12 protein-coding genes, 3 pseudogenes and 1 riboswitch are annotated in these 22,778 nt (G+C 72.0%); of the genes and pseudogenes, 11 read left to right on the top strand and 4 right to left on the bottom strand.

Going from position 1 to position 22,778, the window contains the following annotated elements:
• Window positions 1-80: 80 nt before the first annotated feature.
• The gene (locus R6Y94_RS12195; RefSeq protein ID WP_318395931.1) at window positions 81-5,957 is read right to left on the bottom strand and encodes a ThuA domain-containing protein; all 5,877 of its coding nucleotides are present in this window, start codon (window positions 5,955-5,957) and stop codon (window positions 81-83) included.
• Between the two features lie 376 nt (window positions 5,958-6,333).
• A riboswitch (TPP riboswitch) is annotated at window positions 6,334-6,444 on the top strand.
• A gap of 3 nt (window positions 6,445-6,447) precedes the next feature.
• Between R6Y94_RS12195 and thiE the strand changes: the two are divergent.
• The 7 genes and pseudogenes from thiE to thiC all read left to right on the top strand — a co-directional run.
• Window positions 6,448-7,056, top strand: a pseudogene (thiE, locus tag R6Y94_RS12190) (thiamine phosphate synthase); the annotation flags it as partial.
• 179 nt (window positions 7,057-7,235) lie between these two features.
• Window positions 7,236-8,396 carry a glycine oxidase ThiO gene (thiO, locus tag R6Y94_RS12185; RefSeq protein WP_318395930.1) on the top strand — a complete coding sequence of 387 codons (1,161 nt, stop codon included), beginning with the start codon at window positions 7,236-7,238 and terminating at the stop codon, window positions 8,394-8,396.
• 10 nt (window positions 8,397-8,406) lie between these two features.
• Entirely contained in the window at window positions 8,407-8,607 is a 201-nt protein-coding gene (gene thiS / locus R6Y94_RS12180; protein ID WP_318395929.1) for a sulfur carrier protein ThiS, read from the top strand.
• 5 nt (window positions 8,608-8,612) lie between these two features.
• Window positions 8,613-9,428: a thiazole synthase gene (locus tag R6Y94_RS12175; RefSeq protein ID WP_318395928.1), complete on the top strand. Its 816-nt coding sequence runs from the start codon at window positions 8,613-8,615 to the stop codon at window positions 9,426-9,428.
• A pseudogene (locus tag R6Y94_RS12170) lies at window positions 9,425-10,009 on the top strand (thiamine phosphate synthase); the annotation flags it as partial. The gene R6Y94_RS12175 and the pseudogene R6Y94_RS12170, both read left to right, overlap by 4 nt.
• Before the next feature lie 149 nt (window positions 10,010-10,158).
• The gene (gene thiD / locus R6Y94_RS12165) at window positions 10,159-11,040 is read left to right on the top strand and encodes a bifunctional hydroxymethylpyrimidine kinase/phosphomethylpyrimidine kinase (protein WP_318395926.1); all 882 of its coding nucleotides are present in this window, start codon (window positions 10,159-10,161) and stop codon (window positions 11,038-11,040) included.
• Window positions 11,041-11,042: 2 nt separating this feature from the next.
• The gene (gene thiC, locus R6Y94_RS12160; RefSeq protein ID WP_318395925.1) at window positions 11,043-12,635 is read left to right on the top strand and encodes a phosphomethylpyrimidine synthase ThiC; all 1,593 of its coding nucleotides are present in this window, start codon (window positions 11,043-11,045) and stop codon (window positions 12,633-12,635) included.
• A gap of 278 nt (window positions 12,636-12,913) precedes the next feature.
• On the opposite strand, the gene R6Y94_RS12155 is transcribed toward thiC, so the two are convergent.
• From R6Y94_RS12155 to R6Y94_RS12145, 3 genes are all read right to left on the bottom strand, one after another.
• A complete protein-coding gene (locus R6Y94_RS12155) occupies window positions 12,914-15,457 on the bottom strand; it encodes a hypothetical protein (RefSeq protein WP_318395924.1) in 2,544 nt (847 codons plus the stop codon).
• A 103-nt stretch (window positions 15,458-15,560) separates the two neighbouring features.
• The gene (locus R6Y94_RS12150) at window positions 15,561-16,370 is read right to left on the bottom strand and encodes an ABC transporter ATP-binding protein (protein ID WP_318395923.1); all 810 of its coding nucleotides are present in this window, start codon (window positions 16,368-16,370) and stop codon (window positions 15,561-15,563) included.
• Window positions 16,371-16,477: 107 nt separating this feature from the next.
• The gene (locus tag R6Y94_RS12145; protein ID WP_318395922.1) at window positions 16,478-17,674 is read right to left on the bottom strand and encodes an ABC transporter substrate-binding protein; all 1,197 of its coding nucleotides are present in this window, start codon (window positions 17,672-17,674) and stop codon (window positions 16,478-16,480) included.
• Between the two features lie 456 nt (window positions 17,675-18,130).
• Here R6Y94_RS12145 and R6Y94_RS12140 point away from each other — a divergent pair.
• From R6Y94_RS12140 to R6Y94_RS12125, 4 genes and pseudogenes are all read left to right on the top strand, one after another.
• Window positions 18,131-21,251 (top strand): annotated as a pseudogene (locus tag R6Y94_RS12140) (nitrate- and nitrite sensing domain-containing protein).
• Window positions 21,248-21,658 carry a roadblock/LC7 domain-containing protein gene (locus tag R6Y94_RS12135; protein WP_101368105.1) on the top strand — a complete coding sequence of 137 codons (411 nt, stop codon included), beginning with the start codon at window positions 21,248-21,250 and terminating at the stop codon, window positions 21,656-21,658. The pseudogene R6Y94_RS12140 and the gene R6Y94_RS12135 overlap by 4 nt, the downstream one beginning before the upstream one ends.
• Window positions 21,659-21,720: 62 nt before the next feature.
• Complete coding sequence (locus R6Y94_RS12130) at window positions 21,721-22,089, top strand: DUF742 domain-containing protein (RefSeq protein ID WP_203868082.1); 369 nt, start codon at window positions 21,721-21,723, stop codon at window positions 22,087-22,089.
• Window positions 22,070-22,723, top strand: a complete 654-nt coding sequence (locus R6Y94_RS12125) for a GTP-binding protein (protein WP_412102744.1) — start codon at window positions 22,070-22,072, stop codon at window positions 22,721-22,723. Before R6Y94_RS12130 ends, R6Y94_RS12125 begins: the two co-directional genes overlap by 20 nt.
• Window positions 22,724-22,778: the final 55 nt, after the last annotated feature.

The following is a 22,778-nucleotide window of genomic DNA, read 5'->3' as shown; positions in this document are numbered from 1 at the left end:
ATCGTCCACCGGACGGGTACGGGGGCGGCCGCCGAATGGTGACCGCCCCCGCGCTTACCTGAGGTGCCGAACTTCCCGGGTCAGAGCCTGCCGCCCCGCTTCACCCGGGTCGGGTCCTCGACCAGCCGGCCGGTGCCCTGCACCGACTTGCCGTCGTTGGCCCTGACGCCGGAGGCGGTCGGGCTGCCGCCCAACCGGACGATCATCGCGTCGGCGTCCCGGATCAGCACGTCCCGGATCTCCGCCTCGGTGACCAGCCCGGTGTCCGCGGCGAGCGCCTTGAACTGACCGAGCTGCTTGATCGCCCTGTCGTCGTTGCCGTTCGCCTCGGCCTGGCGGACCGCGTCCAGCTTGTTCGACAACTGCTTGTGCGCCTTGGTCGACAGCCGACTCGTCGCCTTGAACCGGTCCAGCAGCATCTGCATGTCCCGGAACGAGGTGGTGACGAAGAACCGTACGGTCGAGGTCGTCACGTTTCCGGCCTTGTCCGTCGCGGTCACGGTCAGTTCGTGCAGGCCGAGCGGCAGCTCGTACATCGCCTGCAGGGTGTTGGGCTGGTACGGGCGGCCGTCCAGCGTGCCGACCGTCGCCTTGATGCCGGAGGTCGGGTCGACCGCCGACCAGTTCACCCGGACGTCCTGGCTGTCGCCGTAGAGCTGGCCGTCGGCCAGCCCGGAGACCAGTACGGTCGGCTTCGCACCGTCGATCTTCAGGATCGCCGACTTGAGCGTCTCGGCGTTGCCGGCGCCGTCGGTGGCCCGGTAGAGCAGCTCGTGCTGCCCGTCCCCGGTCACGTTCACCGGCTCGGTGTACGCCGTCCAGGCGCCGCCGTCGAGCGACCACTCCAGCTTGGCCACTCCGGCACCGGCGTCGGTCGACGACAGCGTCACCGGGATGGTGCCGCTGTGCCAGCCGTCGTCGGTCGGCGGGGCGAACGCCGCGGTGCTGACCGGCGCGGTGGCGTCGATCTTCACCTCGACCGACTTCGCCTCCTCGACGTTGCCCGCCTCGTCCACCGAACGGAACCGCACGGTGTGCGGGCCGTCCCCGGCGACCAGCACCGGCTCGGCGTACGTGCTCCAGGTCGTCGCGGTGTCGAGCTGGTATTCGGTGCGGGCCACCCCGCTGCCCCCGGCGTTGTCGGTGGCGGCGAGGGCCACCGTCACCGGGCCGGTGTGCCAGCCGCTGGTCGGGGTCCCCGACACGGTGGCGGTGGTCACCGGGGCGGCCTCGTCGACGACCTCCGTGCTGAGCCGGAAGTAGTCGAACGAGACGGCCTTCGAGGCGGTCTGCGCCGCACCGAGGCTGAACAGGCCGATCCGCGGCGTGGCACCCACCGCGGCGTTGGTCAGCGGTGCCAGCTCCGTCCAGGTCGTCCCGTCCGCCGAGTACGCCGCCGTGTAGGCGTTACCCGACCTTGCCAGTCGCAGGTGCCACACCGACTCGGTGAGGTTGGTGACCTGCGGCTGCGGGTCCTGCACGGCCGCGCCGATCTCGCTGCGGAACTCGATCCGCCGCGCCACCGGCTGGCCCACCTGGTTGTCGGCGATGAAGTCGAACTTCAGGTAGTTGTCGTCGTCGCCGTAGACGATCAGGCCGGCCTGCTGGTACTGCTCGTCCAGCCTGCTGCCGTCGACCTTCGTCTGGATCGTCCAGTCGCCCTCGGGAGCGGTCTGCAGCACGAAGTTCGTCGGTCCGGTGTTGTTGCCGGTGTAGATGTCACCGTTCGGCACGTCGATGTGCAGCGCGCCGTCGGCGACCCGGTACGCCGCCGGGTCCTCCCGGACGATCCCGTCCCACCGGCACTTGTCCAGGCTGGTCCCGGTGAACTCGTCGTTCGGGGTCACCTCGCCGGCCGGCTCGTCCGGGGTGATCTGGAACCAGTCGAAGCTGGCGTCGATCACCGGCGCGGTGCTGCCGCCGTTCAGCGCGAACAGCCCGACCTTCGGGTCGGTGATGCCGGCCAGCGCCGCCGACCGCCCGACCGGGGTGAAGGTCTGCCCGTCGGCCGAGAAGGCTGCGGTCAGGTTCACCCCGTCGCTGGTCAGCCGCAGGTAGATCGAGTCGCCGGCCGGTGCGGACGCCGAGTCGCCACCCTCGTTGCGCGGGGTGCCGGCGGTCTCCCGGATGAACTCGACCCGCCGGCTGCCGCCGTACAGCAGGTCCAGCTTGGCGTAGTTGTCGTCGTCGCCGTAGACGATCAGGCCGGCCTGCTGGTAGTCGGCGACCGCCGCCAGGCTCAGCTTGGTGGTGGCCTGCCAGCTACCGCTCGGCGCCGGTTGCAACACGACGTTGGTGGCGTCGTTGCGGGTGCCGTACAGGTCGCCGACCGAAGTGGGCAGGACGAGCGAGCCGCCCCGCACACCGTAGAGCTGGTTCTCCCGGACCACCGTCGACCAGCGGGCCTTGTCCAGCTCGCCGCCGGTGAAGTCGTCCGAGCGGGCCCCGAAGCACGAGGTGTTCGGCGCCTCCACCTGCACCGTCACCGTGGCGTACGCGGCAGCGCCGCGCGCGTCCGTCACGGTCAGGGTCGCGGCGAACGTTCCCGGGCCGGTGTACGTGTGAGTGGCGTCCAGGGTGTTCGCCGTGCCCCCGTCCCCGAAGTCCCAGGCGTACGTCAGCGGGTCGTCGCCCTCGGCGTCGCTGGCGGTGCCGTCGAAGCTCACCGCGACCGGCGCGGTGCCGGTGCTCGGGGTGGCGGTGGCGGTCACCGTCGGCGGCGCGTTGTCCGTGACGCCGCGACCGAGGAAGTCGACCCAGTTGACGTTGACGATCGCACCCGTGCCGGTGGCCCCGACCGGGTTGCGCGCTACGAAGAACAGGGGACCACTTGACGTGCTCGGGGTTGCCAGCTCGGCCGTGGCGTTGGTGAACGTCTGCCAGCCGCCGGTGTCCGGCACGGTGGCGGTGGCCAGCACCGCCCCGTCGGCCGCACCGGACCGTACCTCGATCCGGGCGCCGCCGCCGGCCGAGGAGGCCCGGAACCGGAACCCGGTGATGCCGGTCAGGTTGGTCGGGTCGAAGGTCCAGTAATCGCCGTCCTCGACCCAGCCGATGTTCTCGAAGCCGCCCTCGACGTCGGTGGTGGCCTGGGTCTGCACGCCCGGATCGCCGCCGCCGACCGCGCCCGGCGCCCGGCCGGTCGCCGCGAAGTATTCCGCCTGCTTCCGCTTCGGCTGCAACTGCTCGATCGCCCGGCCGGTCAGCGGGTTGGAGTTGCCGGCCCCGCCGCCGTCGGTGTAGGTGGCCTCGAAGACCGCGAACACGTTGGCGTCGGCGCCGTGGCTGGCGGCGAGCGCGGTCTGCACCGAGCCCTCGCAGCCGAACTGCTCGCCCATCGGGTGGGCGTGCTCGTCGTGGCCGAGGAACGACTGGAGCTTCACCTTGGTGCAGTCGATCTCCCCGTCCTCCGGGTCGGTCACCTTGACCGTGTACTTCACCTGGTCGCCCCAGTCGAAGAAGCCGCCGTCCGGCGGGAACTCGATGGTCACCGTCGGGGCGGTGTTGCCGACCGTCACCGGTACGTTCGCCACCGCCGTTCGGCCGGTGTCGTTGGTGACGGTGAGCTGGGCGGTGTAGTTGCCGGCCGCGGTGTAACTGTGCGTCGGGTTGGGCTCGGTGGAGGTGCCGCCGTCCCCGAACGTCCAGGCGTAGCTGATCGGGCCACCGTCCGGGTCCCGGGAGCCCTCGCTGGAGAAGGTCACGGTCAGCGGGGCGGGCCCGGAGGTGGGGTTGGCGGTGGCGACCGCGATCGGCGCCCGGTCACCGGCGATGTACTCGATCCGGTACACCCCGGAGTTGTCGTTGTTGCCGCCGAAGCCGCTGCCCCACTCGATCAGGTACAACGCGCCGTCCGGGCCGAACTCGAAGTCCATCGGCCGGATGAAGGTCATCCCGGTGAGCAACTGGTTGATGTCCACCACGGACTTTCCGTCCTCGGCGACCTGGAAGGCGTACATCTTGTTCTGGTTCCACTCGCCGAACATCGCCTTGCCGTCGTAGTACGCCGGCCACTTGCGCTCGGACGGGTTCTCCGGGTCGTACCGGTAGACCGGGCCGCCCATCGGGGCGCCGCCGCCACCGATCTCCGGGAAGAGCGGGTTGCCGCTGTAGTCGTAGTCGACGCCTGCCGGGATCGCCGGGGGCAGGTTGGTCAGCCCGGTGTTGTTCGGCGAGTTGTTCACCGGCGCGGCGCAGTCGAACTTCGCCCCGCTCGGCCCGGACGGGAACTGGTAGTCGTTGTACGCGTAGTTCGCGCCGTGGCAGTACGGCCAGCCGAAGTTGCCGGCCTGGGCGACCGCGTTCCACTCCACCGTTCCCTCCGGCCCGCGGTCCGGGTTCGCCGCTCCGGCGTCCGGGCCGTAGTCGGCCACGTAGAGGGTGTCGGTCAACGGGTCGATGCCAATCCGGAACGGGTTCCGGAAGCCCATCGCGTAGATCTCCGGCCGGGTCTTCTCGGTGCCCGGCGCGAAGAGGTTGCCCTGCGGGACGGTGTACGTCCCGTCGTCCTCCGGGTGGATCCGCAGCACCTTGCCGCGCAGGTCGTTGGTGTTGCCGGAGCTGCGCTGCGCGTCGAAGTCCTGCCGGCCCGGCCGCTCGTCGATCGGGGTGAACGAGTTCGACTCGAACGGGTTGGTGTTGTCGCCGGTGGCCAGGTAGAGGTTGCCGGCGCTGTCGAACGTCATGCTGCCGCCCGCGTGGCAGCAGGTGTTCCGCTGCGTCGTCACCTGGAGCACGATCTTCTCGCTGGCCAGGTCGAGGGTGTCACCGACGACGGTGAACCGGGACAGGTAGTTGCGGGCCGCGCCGCCGTTCGGGGCGTAGTAGAGGTACACCCACTTGTTGGTGTCGAAGTCCGGGTCCAGCCGGATGCCGATCAGGCCGTCCTCGTTGCCGGTGAAGACGTCGAGGTCGGCGGCGGTGACCGTGGTGCCGGTGTCCGGCTTGATGATCTGGACCCGGCCGTCCCGTTCGATGTAGAAGACCCGCCCGTCGGCGGCGACGTCCAGCTCCATCGGGTTGTTGGTGTTGCTGTCCAGGGTGATCTTCTCGAAGCTGCTCGTCAGCGAGGCGGAGCAGTCGGCCTCCACGGCACCGGCCGCGGTCTGGATGCCGCCGAGCAGGTGGTCGAGGAACTCCGGCTCGGCGTACGACTGCTGGGTGTGGCCGCCGGCCGTGTACCAGGCCCGGCCGCCGTCGTACTCCTGGCACCAGGCGAACGGGTGGTCATGGCCCATCGCCCCGGCGCCGGGGGCGTAGCTGGTCTCGTCCAGCGAGGCGAGTACGTGCACGTCGCCGCGCGGGTTGTCGCGGAAGTTGTACCACTCGTCGTACCGGGACCACTGCGCCGGCAGGTCGTTCGTGGACTCGTGCGCGTGGTCCTCGACCTTGATCGTGGCCTGCTGGTTCGCCGGGTGCGACGCGAAGTACGCCCCGACCAGCTCGCCGTACCACGGCCAGTCGTACTCGGTGTCCGAGGCGGCGTGCACGCCCGCGTATCCGCCGCCGGCCTTGATGTAGCGCTCGAACGCGGCCTGCTGCTCCGCATTCAGCACGTCGCCGGTGGTGGAGAGCCAGATCACCGCCTGGTACCTGCCGAGGTTGGCGTCGGTGAACGCCGTCGAGTCCTCGGTCGCGTCGACGGTGAACCCGTGCTCCGCACCGAGCTGCTGGATGGCGGCGATGCCGGCCGGGATGGAGTCGTGCCGGAAGCCGGCCGTCTTGGAGAAGACCAGCACACTGAAGGATTCGGCCTCGGGGGCCGGTTCAACTGCCGGTGCCTTCTTGACCGGTGCCAGCGTCTGGGGGAGGACCGCCGGGGCGGCCGAGGCCGGGGTGGCGGTCAGCGCGGTCGTGCCGAGGAGCACGGCCGTGGCGGCGCCGACCAGGCCGCGACGGAGTCTGCGATGCGGTTGCGGGGGGTGCGATGCGCCGCCGGAGCGGCCGGGACTGGACACGGAGGATCTCCTTGGTCCGGTGAGGACAGGGGGATCCCGGGTCGGTACGCCGAAGACCGCCACGGGGGTGGAGGTACGCCCGGAGCTCGCCGAAGCGCCGGCCATCGAATTTTGCCTTGTGGTTGAACAAATTAGGGCCGCCTGCTGGCCGCTAGGAATAAGGCGGTGAGGTTAATTCGGGTAACGGTTGCGTAACGAGCGCGAATGATCCGGATAGGACAGACATTTCCGCCAGCCGCCAGCCGCCAGCCGCCAGCCGCCAGCCGCCAGCCGCCAGCCGCCTGGCCCGGAACGGGCGGTACGTGGTCGAGAGCTGACACTGTGCGATTTGTCACGGCCCTTTACGGATCCGTGACCAGGCGCGTACGCTCGCCGACAAGTAACCCACGGGAGCCCGGTGGACCGGGCTGAGAGGGGGGCTGTCGAGCCCCCGACCGTCGAACCTGATCCGGGTAATGCCGGCGCAGGGAGGAGCGTTGCCGTGCTACACATCGGACGACTTCACCTCATCACCGACACCCGGCCGGGGCGGGACCCGCTCGCGGTGGTCGACGCGGCCCTCTCGGTCGCCGGCCCCGAACTGGTCGTACAGGTCCGGGTCGAGGACGACATCGACGACCGGACGGCGTACGAGCTGGCCGCCGAGGTCGCCCGCCGGTGTGCCGCCGCCGGGGCGTGCTGCCTGGTCAACGACCGGCTGCACCTCGCGCTGGCGATCGGTGCGGCGGGCGGGCACGTCGGCGCCCGGGACCTGCCGGTCGACGCCGCCCGTCGGGTGCTCGGCCCGACCGCCGTGCTCGGCGCGACCGCCCGGGACCCGGCCACCGGTGCGGCGGCGGTCGCGGCCGGCGCCAGCTACCTCGGCGTCGGCCCCTGCCACGCCACCTCCACCAAGGACGGGCTGCCCGCGCCGATCGGCCCGGAGGGGATCCGCCGGGTCGCCTCCGCGGTGCCGGTACCGGTGATCGCGATCGGCGGGATCACCGCCGAGCGGATACCCGCGCTGCTGGCCGCCGGGGCGTACGGGGTGGCCGTGGTGGGGGCCGTCTCCGGCGCCGCCAACCCGGCCCAAGCCACCGTCGCCCTCCTCACCGCCCTGCACACCGATCCGCCCCCACCCGATCCGGAACGGGGAACATTGCCGGGGTGGGACCCCCGGCGCGGTTCCCCGCTCTCCGGTCGGGGTGCGGGGGCCCAGGGATGAACCCTTTTCAACCTGTACCGCGCGGCGCCCACGTACCGCGTCCGACCTTGCGGTCCGCCGGACCGCAGGGGGAGGTGGAAAAAGGTTCAACGGTAGGGGGCGGCCGGGCGGACGTGGCGGTGGTGGGCGGTGGGCCGATCGGGCTCGCCGTCGCCTGGCGCTGCGCCGCCCGGGGCATGCGGGTCAGTGTGTACGACGCCACGCCCGGCTCGGGCGCCTCCGATGTGGCGGCCGGAATGCTCGCCCCGGTCGCCGAGACCTACTTCGGCGAGCGGGTGCTGACCGGACTGCTTGTCGAGTCCGCGGCCCGCTGGCCGGGCTTCGCCGCCGAACTCGCCGAGTACACCGGGCTGGACCTGGGCTACCGGACCGAGGGGACGCTGACCGTCGCGCTCACCTCCGACGACCTGGCCGAGGCGGAACGGCTCTGGACGTACCAGCGGGAGTTGGGGCTGCCGGTGACCCCGCTGCGGCCGGCGGAGCTGCGGGACCGTGAACCGTTGCTGGCCACCCGGCTACGCGGTGGCGCGCTCGCCCCCGGCGACCACCAGGTCGACCCGCGCCGGCTGGTCGCCGCGCTGCGGGTCGCCGTCGAACGCGCCGGGGTGACCCTGCTGCCGCGGCCGGTCCGGGACCTCACGGAACTGGAGGCGGCGGCGACGGTGGTCGCGGCCGGCTGCGGCACGGCGGCGCTGACCGGCCTGCCGGTCCGGCCGGTGAAGGGGCAGATCCTGCGGCTGCGGGCGCCCGGCGGCACGACACCCGGCTTCCGGCACGTGATCCGGGGCCACGCCGACGGCCGGCACGTCTATCTGGTGCCCCGGATCGACGGCGAGGTGGTGGTCGGGGCCACCGTCGAGGAGCGCGCCGACCTCGACGTCACCGCCGGAGCGGTACTCGACCTGCTCCGGGCCGCCACCGACGTGATCCCGGAACTGACCGAGTACGAGCTGGTCGAGGCGCGCTCCGGGCTGCGCCCCGGTACGCCGGACAACGCACCACTGCTCGGCCCGGTGCCGGACCGGCCCGAAGTGCTGGTCGCGGCCGGGCACTTCCGGCACGGCATCGTGCTCACCCCGCTCACCGCCGACCTGATCGCCGATCTGCTCGCCACCGGAGTGCCGGATCCGGCGCTCGCGCCGCTGTCGCCGGCCCGGTTCGGCACTCCGGCGGCCGGTGGCGGCGGACCGGGGCTCGGCGGGACGCCGGGACCGGACGACGGAACGACCAGGTAGGGAGGACGCGGTGGAGCTGACCGTGAACGGGGTCGAACAGCGGCTGCCCGGCGAGTTGACCGTGGCGGACCTGGTGGAGCAGATCACCAGCGCACACCGGGGCGTGGCGGTCGCGGTGAACGGCGAGGTGGTGCCGCGCGGCGGCTGGCCGGCCCGGCTGCTCCGGGACGGCGACCGGGTCGAGGTGCTGACCGCGGCCCAGGGCGGGTGACCGGAATGTCGTCCGTACTTCCCGATCCCGAACCACTTCCCGATCCCGAACCCGGGTTCGTGCTCGCGGGTGAGAAGTTCCACTCCCGGCTGATCCTCGGCACCGGCGGGGCGATCAGCCCGTACGTCCTGGAGCAGACGATCCGGGCCAGCGGGAGCGAACTGGTCACCGTCTCGCTGCGCCGGATCGACAGCAGCGCCACCATGGGCGGCGGGGTGCTGGAGGTGCTCAACCGGTGCGGCGTACGGCTGCTGCCGAACACCGCTGGATGCCGTACCGCCGCCGAGGCGGTCACCGTGGCGCAGCTCGCCCGGGAGGCGTTCGAGACGTCGTGGGTCAAGCTGGAGGTGATCGGCGACGAGCGGACCCTGCTGCCCGACGCGGTCGAGCTGGCCACCGCCGCCGAGCGGCTGGTCGCCGACGGGTTCACGGTGCTGCCGTACGTCACCGACGACCCGGTGCTGGCCCGCCGGATGCAGGACCTCGGCTGTGCCGCGGTGATGCCGGCGGGTGCGCCGATCGGCTCCGGGCTGGGCATCACCAACCCGCACAACCTGCGGCTGCTGCGGCAGAACGTGGACGTACCGGTGATCCTGGACGCGGGCGTCGGCACCGCCTCGGACGCGGCCCTGGCGATGGAGCTCGGCTGCGACGCGGTGATGCTGGCCAGCGCGGTGACCCGGGCGGCCGACCCGGTACGGATGGCCACCGCCATGCGGTTCGCCGTCGAGGCCGGCCGGCTGGCCGCCGGTGCGGGACGGATCCCCCGGCGCTTCCACGCGCTGGCATCCACTCCGGACGAGGGGCGGCCCGAGCTGTGATCGGGCCGCGGGGGATCGTGCTGGTCACCGACCGGTGGCAGGCGCACCGGCCGCTCGACGAGGTGGTCCGGGCCGCGGTCGACGGCGGCGCCCGGTGGGTGTTGTTGCGGGAGCGGGACCTGCCCCGGCCGGAGCGGCTCGAACTGGCCCGGCGGCTGCGGGCGATTCTCGCCCCGGTGCAGGGCACCCTGCTGGTCGCCGGACCAGACCCGCTCGACGGCGACGCGGTACACCTGCCGGCCGCCGGCCCGTACCCGCCGCCGGCGCTGCCGCTGGTCGGCCGCTCCTGCCACGACCTGTCCGAGCTGGGCCGGGTCTCCACCGAGGACTATGTGACGCTCTCGCCGGTCTATCCGAGCCCGTCCAAGCCCGGATACGGCCCTCCGCTCGGTCCGGACGGCCTGGCCGGGTTGGTCGTGCGCAGCCCGGTGCCGGTGGTCGCGCTCGGCGGTCTCAGCACCCCCGAGCAGGTCGCCGCCTGCCTGGCGGCGGGAGCGGTCGGGGCGGCGGTGATGGGTGCGGTGATGCGCTCCGGCGACCCGGCCGGGCTGGTCCGCGACCTCTGCGCGGCCGCCGACGCGCGCACCGACGCCGTTGAGGTGCGGGCCGGTGTCGTCGATGCGCCGGCCGGTGTCATCGACGCGCGGGCCGACGCTGTCGACGTGCGGGCGGCCGTCGTCGGTGCGCGGGCCGGCGGCCGCGCACGGCCGGCCAGTTCGGGGTGGACGCGGTGACGCCACCGGTGGTGCTGACCGTGGCCGGCTCGGACTCCGGGGCGGGCGCCGGCATCCAGGCCGACCTGAAGGTCTTCGCCGCGCTCGGCGCCTACGGCACCTCGGTGCTGACCGCGGTCACCGCGCAGAACACCCACGAGGTACGGGCGGTCTTCCCGGTCTCTGCCGAGATGGTGACCGCACAGTTGCACGCGGTGGTCGAGGATCTGCCTCCGCTGGCGGTGAAGACGGGGATGCTCGGCGACGCGGAGGTCGCGGCTGCGGTGGCCGGGGCGGCCCGGGACGGCCTGCTGCCCAACCTGGTGGTCGACCCGGTGCTCGTCTCGACCAGCGGAGCCCAACTCGGCGTGGTCGGAGCGATCGAGCGGCTGCTGCCGTACGCCCTGGTGGCGACGCCGAACCGGGCGGAGGCCGCGGCGATCCTCGGCCGTGCGGTCTCCGGCCCGGACGAGATGGCGGAGGCGGCCCGGCAGCTCACCGCGGGCGGCCCCCGGTACGTGGTGGTGACCGGCGGTGACGTCGACGACTCGGGGCTGGCGGCCGGCGGTGCCGAGGCGTTCGGCGGCGCGGTCGACGCGCTCTGCACCGGTACCGAGGTGCGGCTGTTGCGCCGGCCGTGGGTGCCGACCCGGAACACCCACGGTACCGGCTGTTCGTTCTCCGCCGCGATCGCCGCCCGGCTGGCGCTCGGTGACCAGGTGCCGGACGCGGTGGCCTTCGCCAAGGAGTACGTCACCCGCGCGCTGCTCGGCGCCCGCACCTGGTCGTTGGGGAGCGGGCACGGGCCGCTGGACCACTTCGGCTGGTCCGGTGCGGCGGCGGCCGGCGGCGGGTCCGGTCCATCCAGCGGGTCCGGTTCATCCAGCACGAGGAGGTAGTCATGAAGGCTCGTCGCAAGGTGTACGTGACAGGGGCGCGTCCGGACGTCCGGGTGCCGTTCGCGGAGGTCGAACTGACCGGCGACGAACCGCCGGTACGGCTCTACGACACGTCCGGCCCCGGGTCGGACCCCGCCGAAGGGCTGCCTCCGCTGCGCGGGGCGTGGATCGCGGAACGGGGCGACGTGGCCCCGGTACGCGGTGCCGGTACCCCGCTCGCCGGTCGGGACGGTGCCCGGCCCACCCAACTGGGCTATGCCCGGGCCGGGATCGTCACCCCGGAGATGGAGTTCGTGGCGGTCCGGGAGGGCATGCCGGCCGAGGTGGTCCGGGAGGAGATCGCCACCGGCCGGGCGGTGCTGCCGCTCAACGTGAACCACCCGGAGTGCGAGCCGGCGATCATCGGCAAGCGCTTCCTGGTGAAGGTCAACGCCAACATCGGTACCTCGGCGGTGACCTCCTCGATCGCCGAGGAGGTGGAGAAGCTCACCTGGGCGACCCGGTGGGGTGCGGACACCGTGATGGACCTCTCCACCGGCAAGCGGATCCACGAGACCCGGGAAGCGATCATCCGCAACTCCCCGGTGCCGATCGGCACCGTTCCGATCTACCAGGCGCTGGAGAAGGTCGGCGGTGACCCGGTGAAGCTCTCCTGGGAGGTCTTCCGGGAGACGGTGATCGAGCAGGCCGAGCAGGGCGTCGACTACATGACGGTGCACGCCGGGGTACGCCTCGGCTACGTTCCGCTGGCGGTCAACCGGGTCACCGGGATCGTCTCCCGGGGCGGCTCGATCATGGCGGCCTGGTGCCTGGCGCACCACGAGGAGAACTTCCTCTACACCAACTTCGCCGAACTCTGCGAGATCCTTGCCCGGTACGACGTCACGTTCTCGCTCGGCGACGGCCTGCGGCCCGGCTCCATCGCGGACGCCAACGACGAGGCGCAGTTCGCCGAGTTGCGTACCCTCGGAGAACTGACGTCGGTGGCCTGGGAGCACGGCGTACAGGTGATGATCGAGGGGCCGGGGCACGTGCCGATGCACAAGATCAAGGAGAACGTGGACCTCCAGCAGGAGCTGTGCCACGAGGCGCCGTTCTACACCCTCGGTCCACTGACCACGGACATCGCCCCGGCGTACGACCACATCACCTCGGCGATCGGTGCCGCGATGATCGGCATGTTCGGCACCGCCATGCTCTGCTACGTCACTCCCAAGGAACACCTGGGACTGCCGGACCGGGACGACGTCAAGGCGGGGGTCATCGCGTACAAGATCGCAGCGCACGCCGCAGACCTGGCCAAGGGGCACCCCGGGGCGCAGGCCTGGGACGACGCGCTGTCGAAGGCGCGGTTCGAGTTCCGCTGGGAGGACCAGTTCAACCTGTCGCTGGACCCGGAGACCGCGCGGGCGTACCACGACGCCACCCTGCCGGCGACGCCCGCCAAGACCGCGCACTTCTGCTCCATGTGCGGCCCGAAGTTCTGCTCCATGAAGATCACCCAGGAACTGAAGGAGTACGCGGCGCAGGGCATGCAGGAGAAGTCGACCGAGTTCCTGGCCTCGGGCGGCAAGGTGTACCTACCCCTGGCCTGACGGCCCTACCCCGCCCGCATGCCCGTCCGGCCCTCCTCCGTCCGGCCCTCCTCCGTCCGGCCCTCCTCCGTCCGGCCCTCCTCCGTCCGGATGGCCGACGGTCCGGCCGCCAGAAACGCTCGACCTGACACCACAACCGCGCGACCCGCGCACCGGAGCCACTCGACCTGGACGCCGGAGACACTCGCGACCTGGACGCCGGAGGCGTTACCGGGCGGGGAATACGCCTCTGGTGTCCAGGTCGAGCCGGCGGCGCGCCCGGTCAGAGGTGACCGCAGTCAGTCGGCGTGGTGGCGGCCGGTGGAGCGCAGTGATCGCCGTACGCTGCGGTCCAGCCCGAGGTCGTCGGCGGTCGGGTCGGGCTCGCTGAGCCCGCTCACCCAGTCGACGTACTCCTCGTCGCGGGCCGGCACCGGTTCCTCGGTACGGTTGCGCCCCTTCGTCTCCCGCTGCTTCGACTCGCCCTTGTCCTGCTTCGACCCGCCCTTGCCGGTCTCGACGGTGTCGGTCCGTTCGGGGTCGGCACCGCCCCGGTTGCGCCGGAACAGCCCGCGACGGACCCGCCCGGTCGGCCGCTCGGGATCCTCGGTCCCGGCCTCAACCGCGGTCCCGGCCTCAACCGCGGTCCCGGCCTCAACCGCGGTCCCGGCCTCAACCGCGGTCCCGGCCTCGGTCCCGGTCCCGGACGTGACCTCGGCGGTGGCCTTCGGGCCGGGGCCGGCCCGGCGCGTGCCGCGATCCGGCGTTGGCTGAACCGGGGTGTCACCGGAAACCACCGGAACGGGCGGGATCCGCTCGGTCCGGGTCGGGTCCGCTCCGCTCGGCTCCGTCCGGCTCCGGCCCGTTTCGGTCAATCCGGCCGCCGTTCCGCCCGATCCGACGGAGTCCCGTTCCGGTGTCGCCCCGGCGCTGCTGAGGCCGGAGCTGCTGAGGCTGGTGGTGCCGGCTGAGCCGTCGGCCGGCCGGTGGGCGGGATCGGTGGAGGGTTCACGGCGGTCGAGGCGGGCACGGCTGACCGGTGCGAAGGCGTCCCAGGCGTCGTCGCTACGGCTCGACGTTGCCGGCGGTGGCGTTGACGTTGCCGCGGGTGGCGTCGGAACCGCTGATGGTGTCGAAACTGTTGGTGGCGGTGAAACCCTTGGTGGCGTCGAAACCCTTGGTGGCGTCGAAACCGTTGGTGGCGTCGAAACCGCTGGTGGCGGTGGAACCGTTGGCGCCGGTGCAACCGTTGGTGGCGGCGCTGCCAGCGGCTCCGGCGCTGCCGGCGTGGTCGCCGCTGGCGCCGACGCCGCCGGTGTTGTCGAAGGTGTCGTGGTCGGCCAGAAGTCTTCGGTACGCAGTCGATGGGCACCCGCCCAACCGGCCGGAAATCCGGCGTTTCCCGAATCGGTGGCCGGCCCGCCGCTGCCCGGACTGACCGGTTCCGTGGCGCTTTGCTGACCGCTGTCGGGCACGGTCGGGGCCAGCGCACCGAGCCTTTCGGTGGGCGCGGAATCCTCCGTCGGGACGCGCGGAGTCGGGATGCCTCTGCCGATGTCGAACGACCAGTTCCCCGAACGCGGCGCCGGCTCCCTGGACGGCTCGGTCGATTCACCGACCGTCCGCCCGCCGATCGCCGAAGAAGGCGGCCAGGTGCCGGTCGGTGTCGTCCCGGTAACCCGGTCGCCGCCGGTGCCGGTACCGCCCGTCCGGGGGTCGCCGCTCGGGATCTCCAGTCGCCAGGTCCGGTCGGCGGTGGCGTCGCCGGATGCCGCCGTGCCGGCAGTGGTGCCGCCGGCCGCCGGGTTCGCCGCCGGGATGATTACCGTCGGCGCGTCGCTGGCGCCGCTGCCGGCCGGCGTCGTGCCGGTGTCCACTGACGTCGCGCCGTCGGCGCCGCCGCGCGTCATAGCGGCGGCGGCCGGGTCGGCTGGCGCGGCCGGGTCGGCTGCGGCGGTCGAGCCGGCGGCGGCGGTTTCCTCGGGGGCGGTCGTGGTCAGCGGCCAGCGGGCCCAGGCCGCCAGTACCGAACCCAGCGCCCCCGCACCGACGGAGATCAGCGCTCCCCAGTACGGGGCCGCCTGGTAGGCATCGGCCGAGTCACCCCTGCCGGCGACGACGTACGCCAGGGTGAGCATCAACGGGCCCGCCACCCCACAACTGGCGACAACGGGCACCGGGTGTTCGCGCCACCGGGCCAGGGCACCGGTGAGCGCGCCCGCGACCAGGGCCAGCGCCGGCATGGTGACGACTGCCAGCCGCTGGCTGGTGCCGGCGCTCAGCCAGCTCGGGTCGACACCGCCGAGCCGTACGGCGGGCAGCGGATCGGTGGGGCCGAGCGAGGGGAGCACGGACAGTACCGCGAGGAGCCAGACCGCGGCGGTCACCGCCGCGATGTTCCAGACCACCGGACGCTGGCTGAGCGCGGCGAGTGCGGCGAGAAACCCGACCCCGGCACCGACCGCCGCGGCCACGCCGGCCAGGGTCACCGGGTCACCGGAGGCGACCTGGGCCGCCCGGGCGGGCTGCATGGAGAGTGGTGCGACCGCGAACGCGCCGAGGGCGGCCAGCGCCGAGATGGCCGCTCGGTTGCCGAGCGCGGTGGGCAGGGTGTACCTGCGGGCTAGTCGGTCCGCCAGCGTCGCGCCGAGTACGGCCGCCACCATGGCGAACCAGCCGACCCAGACGAGCTGGGCGGGCCACTGGTTCACCGCGGCCGCGTCGAAGCCGCGGTCGAAGCGGACGAGGCCGAGCCCGTACGCGATCCCTAGCTGGCCGGCGCCGCTGACGATCCCGACGAGGAGTGCGGCGAGCAACACTCTGCCCCAGGTCCGGTAGGCCATGCCGGGCACGTTACGCACCCCCACCCGTACCCGCCACCCTGGGCCGGGTGCGGGCGGGTGAAGGAGTACGCGACGGGCTACCGAGCGTGGTTGAGTGTCCGGGTCAGTGCTGTTGGTCGGCCTGGCCGCTGCGGCTCAGCGCCAGCCCGGGCCCGCCCTCGGGGTGGTCGAGCAGGAGTTCGTGCAGCTCCGCGCTGGCCCGGGCGACGTCCTCGAAGTGCGCGTTGCGGCCCAGCGAGCGGGGACGCGGGATGTCGATGCCGAGCACCTTGCGGATCCGCCCGGGCCGCGGGCTGAGTACGACGACCCGGTCGGCGAGCAGCACCGCCTCGTCGATCGAGTGGGTGACGAAGAGGATCGTCGCCGAGTGCTCCATGTGGATCCGCTGGAGTTCGACCGACAACTCCTCCCGGGTCAGCGCGTCCAGGGCGGAGAACGGCTCGTCCATCAGCAGCACCTTCGGCTGCTGGATCAGGGCACGGCACAGCGACACCCGCTGTTGCATGCCGCCGGACAGTTCGTGCGGAAGCCGCTTCTCGAACTCGCTGAGCCCGACCATCGAGAGCAGGCCGCGGGCCCGCTCGCGGTGTGCGGCCTTGCTCCAGCCGAAGATCTCGGTGGGCAGCAGCACGTTGTCGAGCACCGAGCGCCAGGGCAGCAGCGCCGGCCGCTGGAAGACCATGGCGATGTCCCGCCGTGGCCGGGTGACGACCTCGTCCGCCACCCGGATCTCGCCCTCGGTCACCGGCAGCAGGCCGGCCACCAGGCGCAGCAGGGTGGACTTGCCGCAGCCGGAGCGGCCCACCACCGCGAGGAACTCGCCCTCGGCGACGTCGAGGTCGATGCCCCGCAGCGCCTCAACGGAACCGGACCGGCCGCCGAAGGTCCGGGATACTCCGGAGAGTCGGATCATGGCTGGGCCACCCCATTCGACAGGTCGACAGTGTCGACAGGCTATCCCGGACGCCTCCCGGCGGCGAGACCCGTTCCCGCCGCCGGACCGCGTTGTCGATCGCCGGCTCAGCCGGCCAGTCGCCACCGGCCGCCACGGGCCACCAGCAGGCTCAACGCCTGGGGCATCAGCCCCGAGTGGTTCTCCGGCGTCATCCGGATCGGGCCGGAGAGGCCGTCGGTCTCCGCGGTCTCCAGCAGGCTGCGGATGCGTGGGCGGTTCGGTTCCGCGTTGTCGCCACCGGCCCGCACCGCGGCGTCCACGATCAGTTGCAGCGCGTCGGCGGCGAACGAGGAGTATCCGTAGTAGCCGCCGAACCGGGCGGTGTAGTCCCGGAACCACTGCTTGCTGGCCGCCTTGGCCGGGGTGGTCGCGATCACGTCGTCGATCACCATGGTCTGGGTGAAGACCATCGTGGTGTTCTCCGCCGCGCTGCCGCTGTTGCCGATGAAGAGGTCGCCGGCGGCCACCGCGTCGAAGAAGACGTGGCCCTTGTAGCCCTCGCCCTTCAGGCTCGCGATCGCCAGGTTGGCCTGGTCGGCCGGGGTCCACACGATGATCGCCTCGGGCTCTTCCGCCACGAGCGCGCCCACCGCCTGGCTGACGTCGGTGTCGGTCACCTTCACCGACCGCTTCACCAGGATCGGGATGTCGGTCGCGTCCTCCTCGACGCCGACGAGTTCGCTAGCCAGCGTCGCCGCGCCCTCCGTACCGTACCTGTCGGCGGTGTGCAGCAGCGCCACCGTCTTGACCTTACGGGCACGGAGTTCGGCAGCGATGGCGGCGACGTTGTCGCGGGCGTTCGGGCCGAGTTTGAACATGTATTCCCGGTCCGGCCCCGGGGCGGCCACGTCACTGGCCGGAGCGAGCGCGATCGTCGGAACCTGCTTGCTCTTCACCGTCTTCGCCGCACCTATGGCGCAGTCGTTGCAACTGCCCATGATGATGCCGCTGATTGCCGGGTTGGCGGTGAAATCGCCGATATTGGTCGCCGAGATGCTGGCGTCGAACTTGTTGTCCCGGACCTCCAGGCGGACCCGGCGACCACCCAGCGCACCGGATTCGTTCAGTTGCTCGACCTTGAGTTCCAGGGCTCGCTGGTAGGCCTTGCCCACCTGTGGGGCCGCGCCGGACAGCTCCAGGTCGGCGCCGATGACGATCTCCCCGGACTCCTCCTCCGGCGCGCCGAACTGGCAGCCGGTCAGCGAAGTTGCCAGGATGGCCGACGCGAGCAGCGCGGGTATCGCGGAGCGGATGGGCCTCAACTCAGTCCTCCAGGTATCCGGCGCGGGCGGGGGGGCTTGCCCGGCCGTTGATCCAGTCGTCCACAATGGATGGGCAACGATCTGCCGTACGGTTCACGCGAAGCCTTCAAACCCGCAAAACCTTGCCAATGCCGGCCGCCTGGGTCAAGCGCTCGATACCGGGCCGGTTTCGGGATGACGGGTCTCACATAGTGATAAGAGAGGGTACGGGTGCGGGATAACTTTCCAGATACAAGCGACCACTCTAGAGATATATGTGCTGATCAGAGAGCCGGCGGTCTGTCGATCTCACGGCTTCGAGGGTAGTCGACGTCCCATGATGGACCTTTGCTGCCCTCCCGTCGCTTCCCAAAGCGGCCTTCTTCTGATGAAATCGCGGCCGTGCCGCGTGCGGCTCGATCCGCTGCAGCAGGCATCGGTCGACGGGTCACGTAATGAAACGACGGAGGCGATGTCGTGAGCACCGGACCTACGACCCTGCCCGCAAAAGGTTTGCGGGGGGGGCGCTGCACCGCGCCGCTGGCTTCCCCGGCTACGGGACACCCGGATCCGGTCCAAGCTGGCGCTGCTGCTCGTCGTCCCCGTCGCCGCGGTCCTCGCGCTCGCCACGATCCGGCTGGTCGACATCGGTCAGGGCGCGTACCAGGCCGGTGTGCTCCGGTCGCTGACCGAGCTCTCCGCCGACATCTCGGCACTCACCCAGGATGTGCACAAGGAGCGGATCGCCGCCGCCAGGCTGCTCGCCAAGTCGCGGGAGACGACGACCGAGACGTACGACGCGTACGTGCAGCGCACCGATGCCCGGATCGCCGCGTACAACGACCGGCGAACGCAGGTGACCGGCGTCCCGGCCTCTGTGGAGGACCGGCTGCGGGTCATCGACGACCGCCTGGCCACCCTCAACGGCACCCGGCAGGAGGTGCTGGAGCGTCCGCAGATGCCGCCCGGCGAAGCCACCCTGCGGTACGGGATGATCATCGGCGAACTCGTGGCGTACGGCGAGGCGCTCGGCCAGATCTCCGGTGAGAGCGCGGTCGGCGACAGCCTGCGTACCCTGTCCGCGCTCGCCCAGGCCAAGGAGGCGGTGGCCGAGGAGGAGGCGGTGGTCTACAGCTCCCTGGCGAGTAGCAACGGGGTGCTGGACCAGGAGCAGTTCTCGGCCTTCATCGCCACCCTGACCAGCCAGCAGGAGGCGCTGCTGGCCTTCGGTGCCTCCGCCAACTCCCGGCAGGAGGCGGTGGTCACCGGTGCCGTCACCGGCGACGCGGTGATCCTCGCCGACAAGGTGGCCCGCGACCTGACCCGGTCGGTCGGAGAGCGGGCACCGGTCAGCGCGAGCTCGGCGGCGATCGCGATCGGCTCGATCAACGACCTGATGCGCTGGGCGGAGACCCTGCTCGAACGCGACCTGCTGGACCAGGCCGAGGCGGCCCGCGCCGAGGTCGTCCAGCAGGCGATCGTCGAGTCGGTGATCGTGTTGATCACACTGATCGTCGCGCTCGCCTTCGCCGTGGTGCTGGCCCGGTCGCTCAACCAGTCGCTGCGCCGGCTCCGTGAGGGCGCACTCTCGGTGGCCAACCACGACCTGCCGGAGGCGGTCCGTCGGCTGCGGGACGTCGGCACCATCGGCGACGGCGGCGTCGACGAGATCGTCCGACAGGTCCGGGACCCGATCAGACTCAACAACAAGGACGAGGTGGGCCAGGTCGCCCTGGCGTTCAACGTCGTACACAAGGAGGCGGTCCGGGTCGCGGCCGAGCAGGCCGCCCTGCGGACCAGCGTCTCCGCTATGTTCCTCAGCCTGGCCCGGCGAAGCCAGACCCTGGTCGACCGGATGATCGGCGAACTCGACGCGATCGAGCGGGGTGAGGAGGACCCGAAGCGGCTGGCCCAGCTCTTCGAGCTCGACCACCTGGCCACCCGAATGCGGCGCAACGACGAAAACCTGCTCGTGCTGGCCGGCGCCGACTCGACGGCGCCTCGCCGGGAGGACGCGCTCCTGATCGACGCGCTGCGCGCCGCGCAGTCCGAGGTGGAGCTCTACAACCGGATCGAGTTCGGCACCGTCGACCCGGACATCTCGGTCGCCGCCCACGCGGTCAACGACGTGGTCCGGCTGGTCGCCGAACTGCTCGACAACGCGACCCGCTTCTCGCCGCCGCACACCACCGTGGTCGCCGACGCCCGCCGGATCCGCGACTACGTGTTGATCCAGGTCGAGGACCGGGGTCTCGGGCTCAGCGAAGAGCAGATGGACGCCCTGAACCGCCGGCTGGCCGCGCCGCCGGCCGTCGACGTGGCGGCCTTCCGGCTGATGGGTCTCGCGGTCGTCGGTCGGCTGGCGCACCGGCACGACATCCGGGTCGACCTGCGTCGCAACGTGGAGGGCGGCACGGTCGCCCAGGTCACCCTGCCGGCCAGCACGGTGGTGCTGCCCAGCCCGCGTGGCCGCGACCAGGTGCTCGGCCGGCAGCGGCAGCCGCTCGCGGTCGAGCAGGCACCGGCCGCGATCCGGCCGTCGACCGGTGCGGCCTGGCAGGAGACACTCTCTCCGGTCGGCGCGTCGCGTACCGGCGGCACCCTGACCGAGCAGTGGCGCAGCGCGGGCAACCAGTGGCAGACCGCCGGCGATTCGGCCGGGTCGATGCCGGCCAGCACCGGTGCCCCGGTCAACAGCCAGCTGACGGCGAGCCAGTTGCCGGCCACGCCCACGCCGACGTACCAGCAGGCGATGACGCCGACGTACCAGAGTCCGGCGTCGACGGCTCCGCCCGCCCACACGGGCCTGGCCGGTTCGACCGGGGTCACCTCGCCGACCGTGCAGTACCCGACGGTCGGGTCGGCGCTGCCGCAGCGCGGCGCGGCGGGTTCCGGCCCGGCCACCACGCACGCCATGACGCCGGCGGTGGCCGCACCCTCCGGCCTGCCCTCCGGCCCGGTCGCGGGTACCCCGGTCAGCGCCGCGTCCGCGGTCGCGCCGCGGGTGGAGGACACCGGCGAAGCGCCGATCTTCCGCGAGATGGAGGCGGTCTGGTTCCGTTCCCACGGATCGGACTCGACCGCGATCTTCACCGTGCCGCCGGGCGGCTACCAGTCGCCGCCGGCACCGAGCGCTCCACCGTCGCCGAGCGGGGCGACCCCGGGCCGAGCCCCGCTGGCCGCGCGCACTCCCGGGCGTTCCGCGCCGCCGCCGGCCCCCTACACGCCGCCGCCGACGCCGCCCGCCGCAGCACCGCCGCCCGCCGCGCCCGCGCCGCCCGCAGCCGCCCCGGTGCCCGCCGCGCCGAACGGGACCGAGGGGTCCTGGCGGACGGCGGCCGACGAGGGTTGGGCCCGGGCCAGCCGGGCGGCGGAGCCGGCCGACGGGGGTACCACCCGGTCCGGCCTGCCCAAGCGGGTGCCCCAGGCGCAACTGGTGCCCGGTGGCGTCGAGCCGAAGAGCGCGCGTGAGCGGACCAGGCGTACCCCGGACGAGGTACGCGGCCTCTTGTCGGCCTACCACCGTGGCGTACAGCGCGGTCGGACGGCCGGTTCCGAGCAGAACGGCATGATCTCAACCAAGGAGACGAGCGGATGAACAGGCCAGCAGCGATGCAGGACATGGGTTGGCTGCTCAGTAACTTCGCCGACAGCGTCGCCGGCATCGCGCACGTCGTCGCGGTCTCGGCGGACGGCCTGCTTCTCGCCTCCTCCCGGGACCTGCCGCCGGACCGGGCCGACCAGCTCGCGGCGATCACCTCTGGCGTGGTCAGTCTGACCGACGGCGCCTCCCGGATGTTCAGCGCCGGGGGCGTGCTTCAGACTGTGATCGAAATGGACAGTGGCTACCTGTTCCTGATGTCCATCAGCGACGGTTCCTCGATGGCCGTACTGGCCGCGCGGAGCTGTGACGTGGGTCAGGTCGGCTACGAAATGGCGCTGCTGGTGGAACGGGTCGGTGCGGCGCTTGTGCCATTGCCGCGCGAGGCCGTCTCGCGTCCCTAACCGGGCAGACCAAGGATGGCAACGGTGCGGCCGCGACTCGACTCTGAGGAGGTGACCACGGTATGGAGGGACGACGCGATGATCCGCGTGGCGCGCTCGTCCGGCCGTACGCGGTCACCCGCGGCCGTACCGAGGCTCGTCTGGAGATCGCGCTCGAGGCGGTACTCGTGGCGAGCCCGGCCGCGGTCGTGGAGTCCCGGTTCGCCGGCCATGACAAGCACCGCATCGCCACGATCTGCGAGGGCCGGGCGCAGTCACTGGCGGAGATCGCCGCATACACCCGGCTGCCGTTGGGTGTCGCCCGGGTGCTGGTCGCCGACATGGTGGCGGACAGCCTGCTGACGCTGCACAGTGCCGCTCCACCGTCTGAGGCGTACGAGGAGCGGATGGAACTGCTTGAGAGGGTGCTAAGTGGACTTCGCAGGCTATGACCCGGCCAGGCCGCGTCGCGGTGGCGGCGGCGGTGGCGGTGGCGGTGGCGGTGGTGGGATCACCTCCGCGAAGATCGTTATTGCCGGCGGGTTCGGGGTCGGCAAGACGACGCTCGTGGGTGCGGTCTCGGAGATCACCCCGCTGACCACCGAGGCGGTGATGACCGCGGCCGGCGTCGGCATCGACGATCCGTCCAAGGTGCCGGGCAAGGAGACCACCACGGTCGCCATGGACTTCGGCCGGATCACGATGGCCCAGGACCTGATCCTCTATCTGTTCGGCACGCCCGGACAGACCCGGTTCTGGTTCATGTGGGACGAGATCATCCGTGGTGCGGTCGGCGCGGCGGTGCTGGTCGACACCCGGCGGATCGCCGACGCGTTCGCGCCGCTGGACTACTTCGAGAACCGCCACCTGCCGTACGTCGTGGCGTTGAACTGCTTCGACGGCGCACCGCAGTACGAGGCGGAGGAGGTACGCGAGGCTCTCGCGATCGCTCCGCACGTGCCGCTGGTGATGTGCGATGCCCGACACCGCGAGTCGGTCAAGCACGTGCTGGTGAACGTGGTGCAGCACGCGATGGAGACGTTGCGCGCGGAGCACGGCAGGGGCCAACCCACCCCGGTCGGCTGACCCTCGAAGGTTGAGCAGGTTTGCCGGGCCGGGGAGGCTCCGCGGTTCAATCCTG

Origin of the sequence: Plantactinospora sp. KLBMP9567, from assembly GCF_033446045.1 — a bacterium.
GTDB lineage: Bacteria > Actinomycetota > Actinomycetes > Mycobacteriales > Micromonosporaceae > Plantactinospora.
This window is presented reverse-complemented; position numbering and strand designations above follow the sequence as displayed.

What these genes read in the sequence shown, in the direction of transcription:
- R6Y94_RS12155 (WP_318395924.1), bottom strand. Translation starts at nt 15,457, where the DNA reads ATGGCCTACCGGACCTGGGGCAGAGTGTTGCTCGCCGCACTCCTCGTC.
- R6Y94_RS12130 (WP_203868082.1), top strand. Translation starts at nt 21,721, where the DNA reads ATGGAGGGACGACGCGATGATCCGCGTGGCGCGCTCGTCCGGCCGTAC.
- R6Y94_RS12150 (WP_318395923.1), bottom strand. Translation starts at nt 16,370, where the DNA reads ATGATCCGACTCTCCGGAGTATCCCGGACCTTCGGCGGCCGGTCCGGT.
- R6Y94_RS12175 (WP_318395928.1), top strand. Translation starts at nt 8,613, where the DNA reads ATGTCGTCCGTACTTCCCGATCCCGAACCACTTCCCGATCCCGAACCC.
- thiC (WP_318395925.1), top strand. Translation starts at nt 11,043, where the DNA reads ATGAAGGCTCGTCGCAAGGTGTACGTGACAGGGGCGCGTCCGGACGTC.
- R6Y94_RS12135 (WP_101368105.1), top strand. Translation starts at nt 21,248, where the DNA reads ATGAACAGGCCAGCAGCGATGCAGGACATGGGTTGGCTGCTCAGTAAC.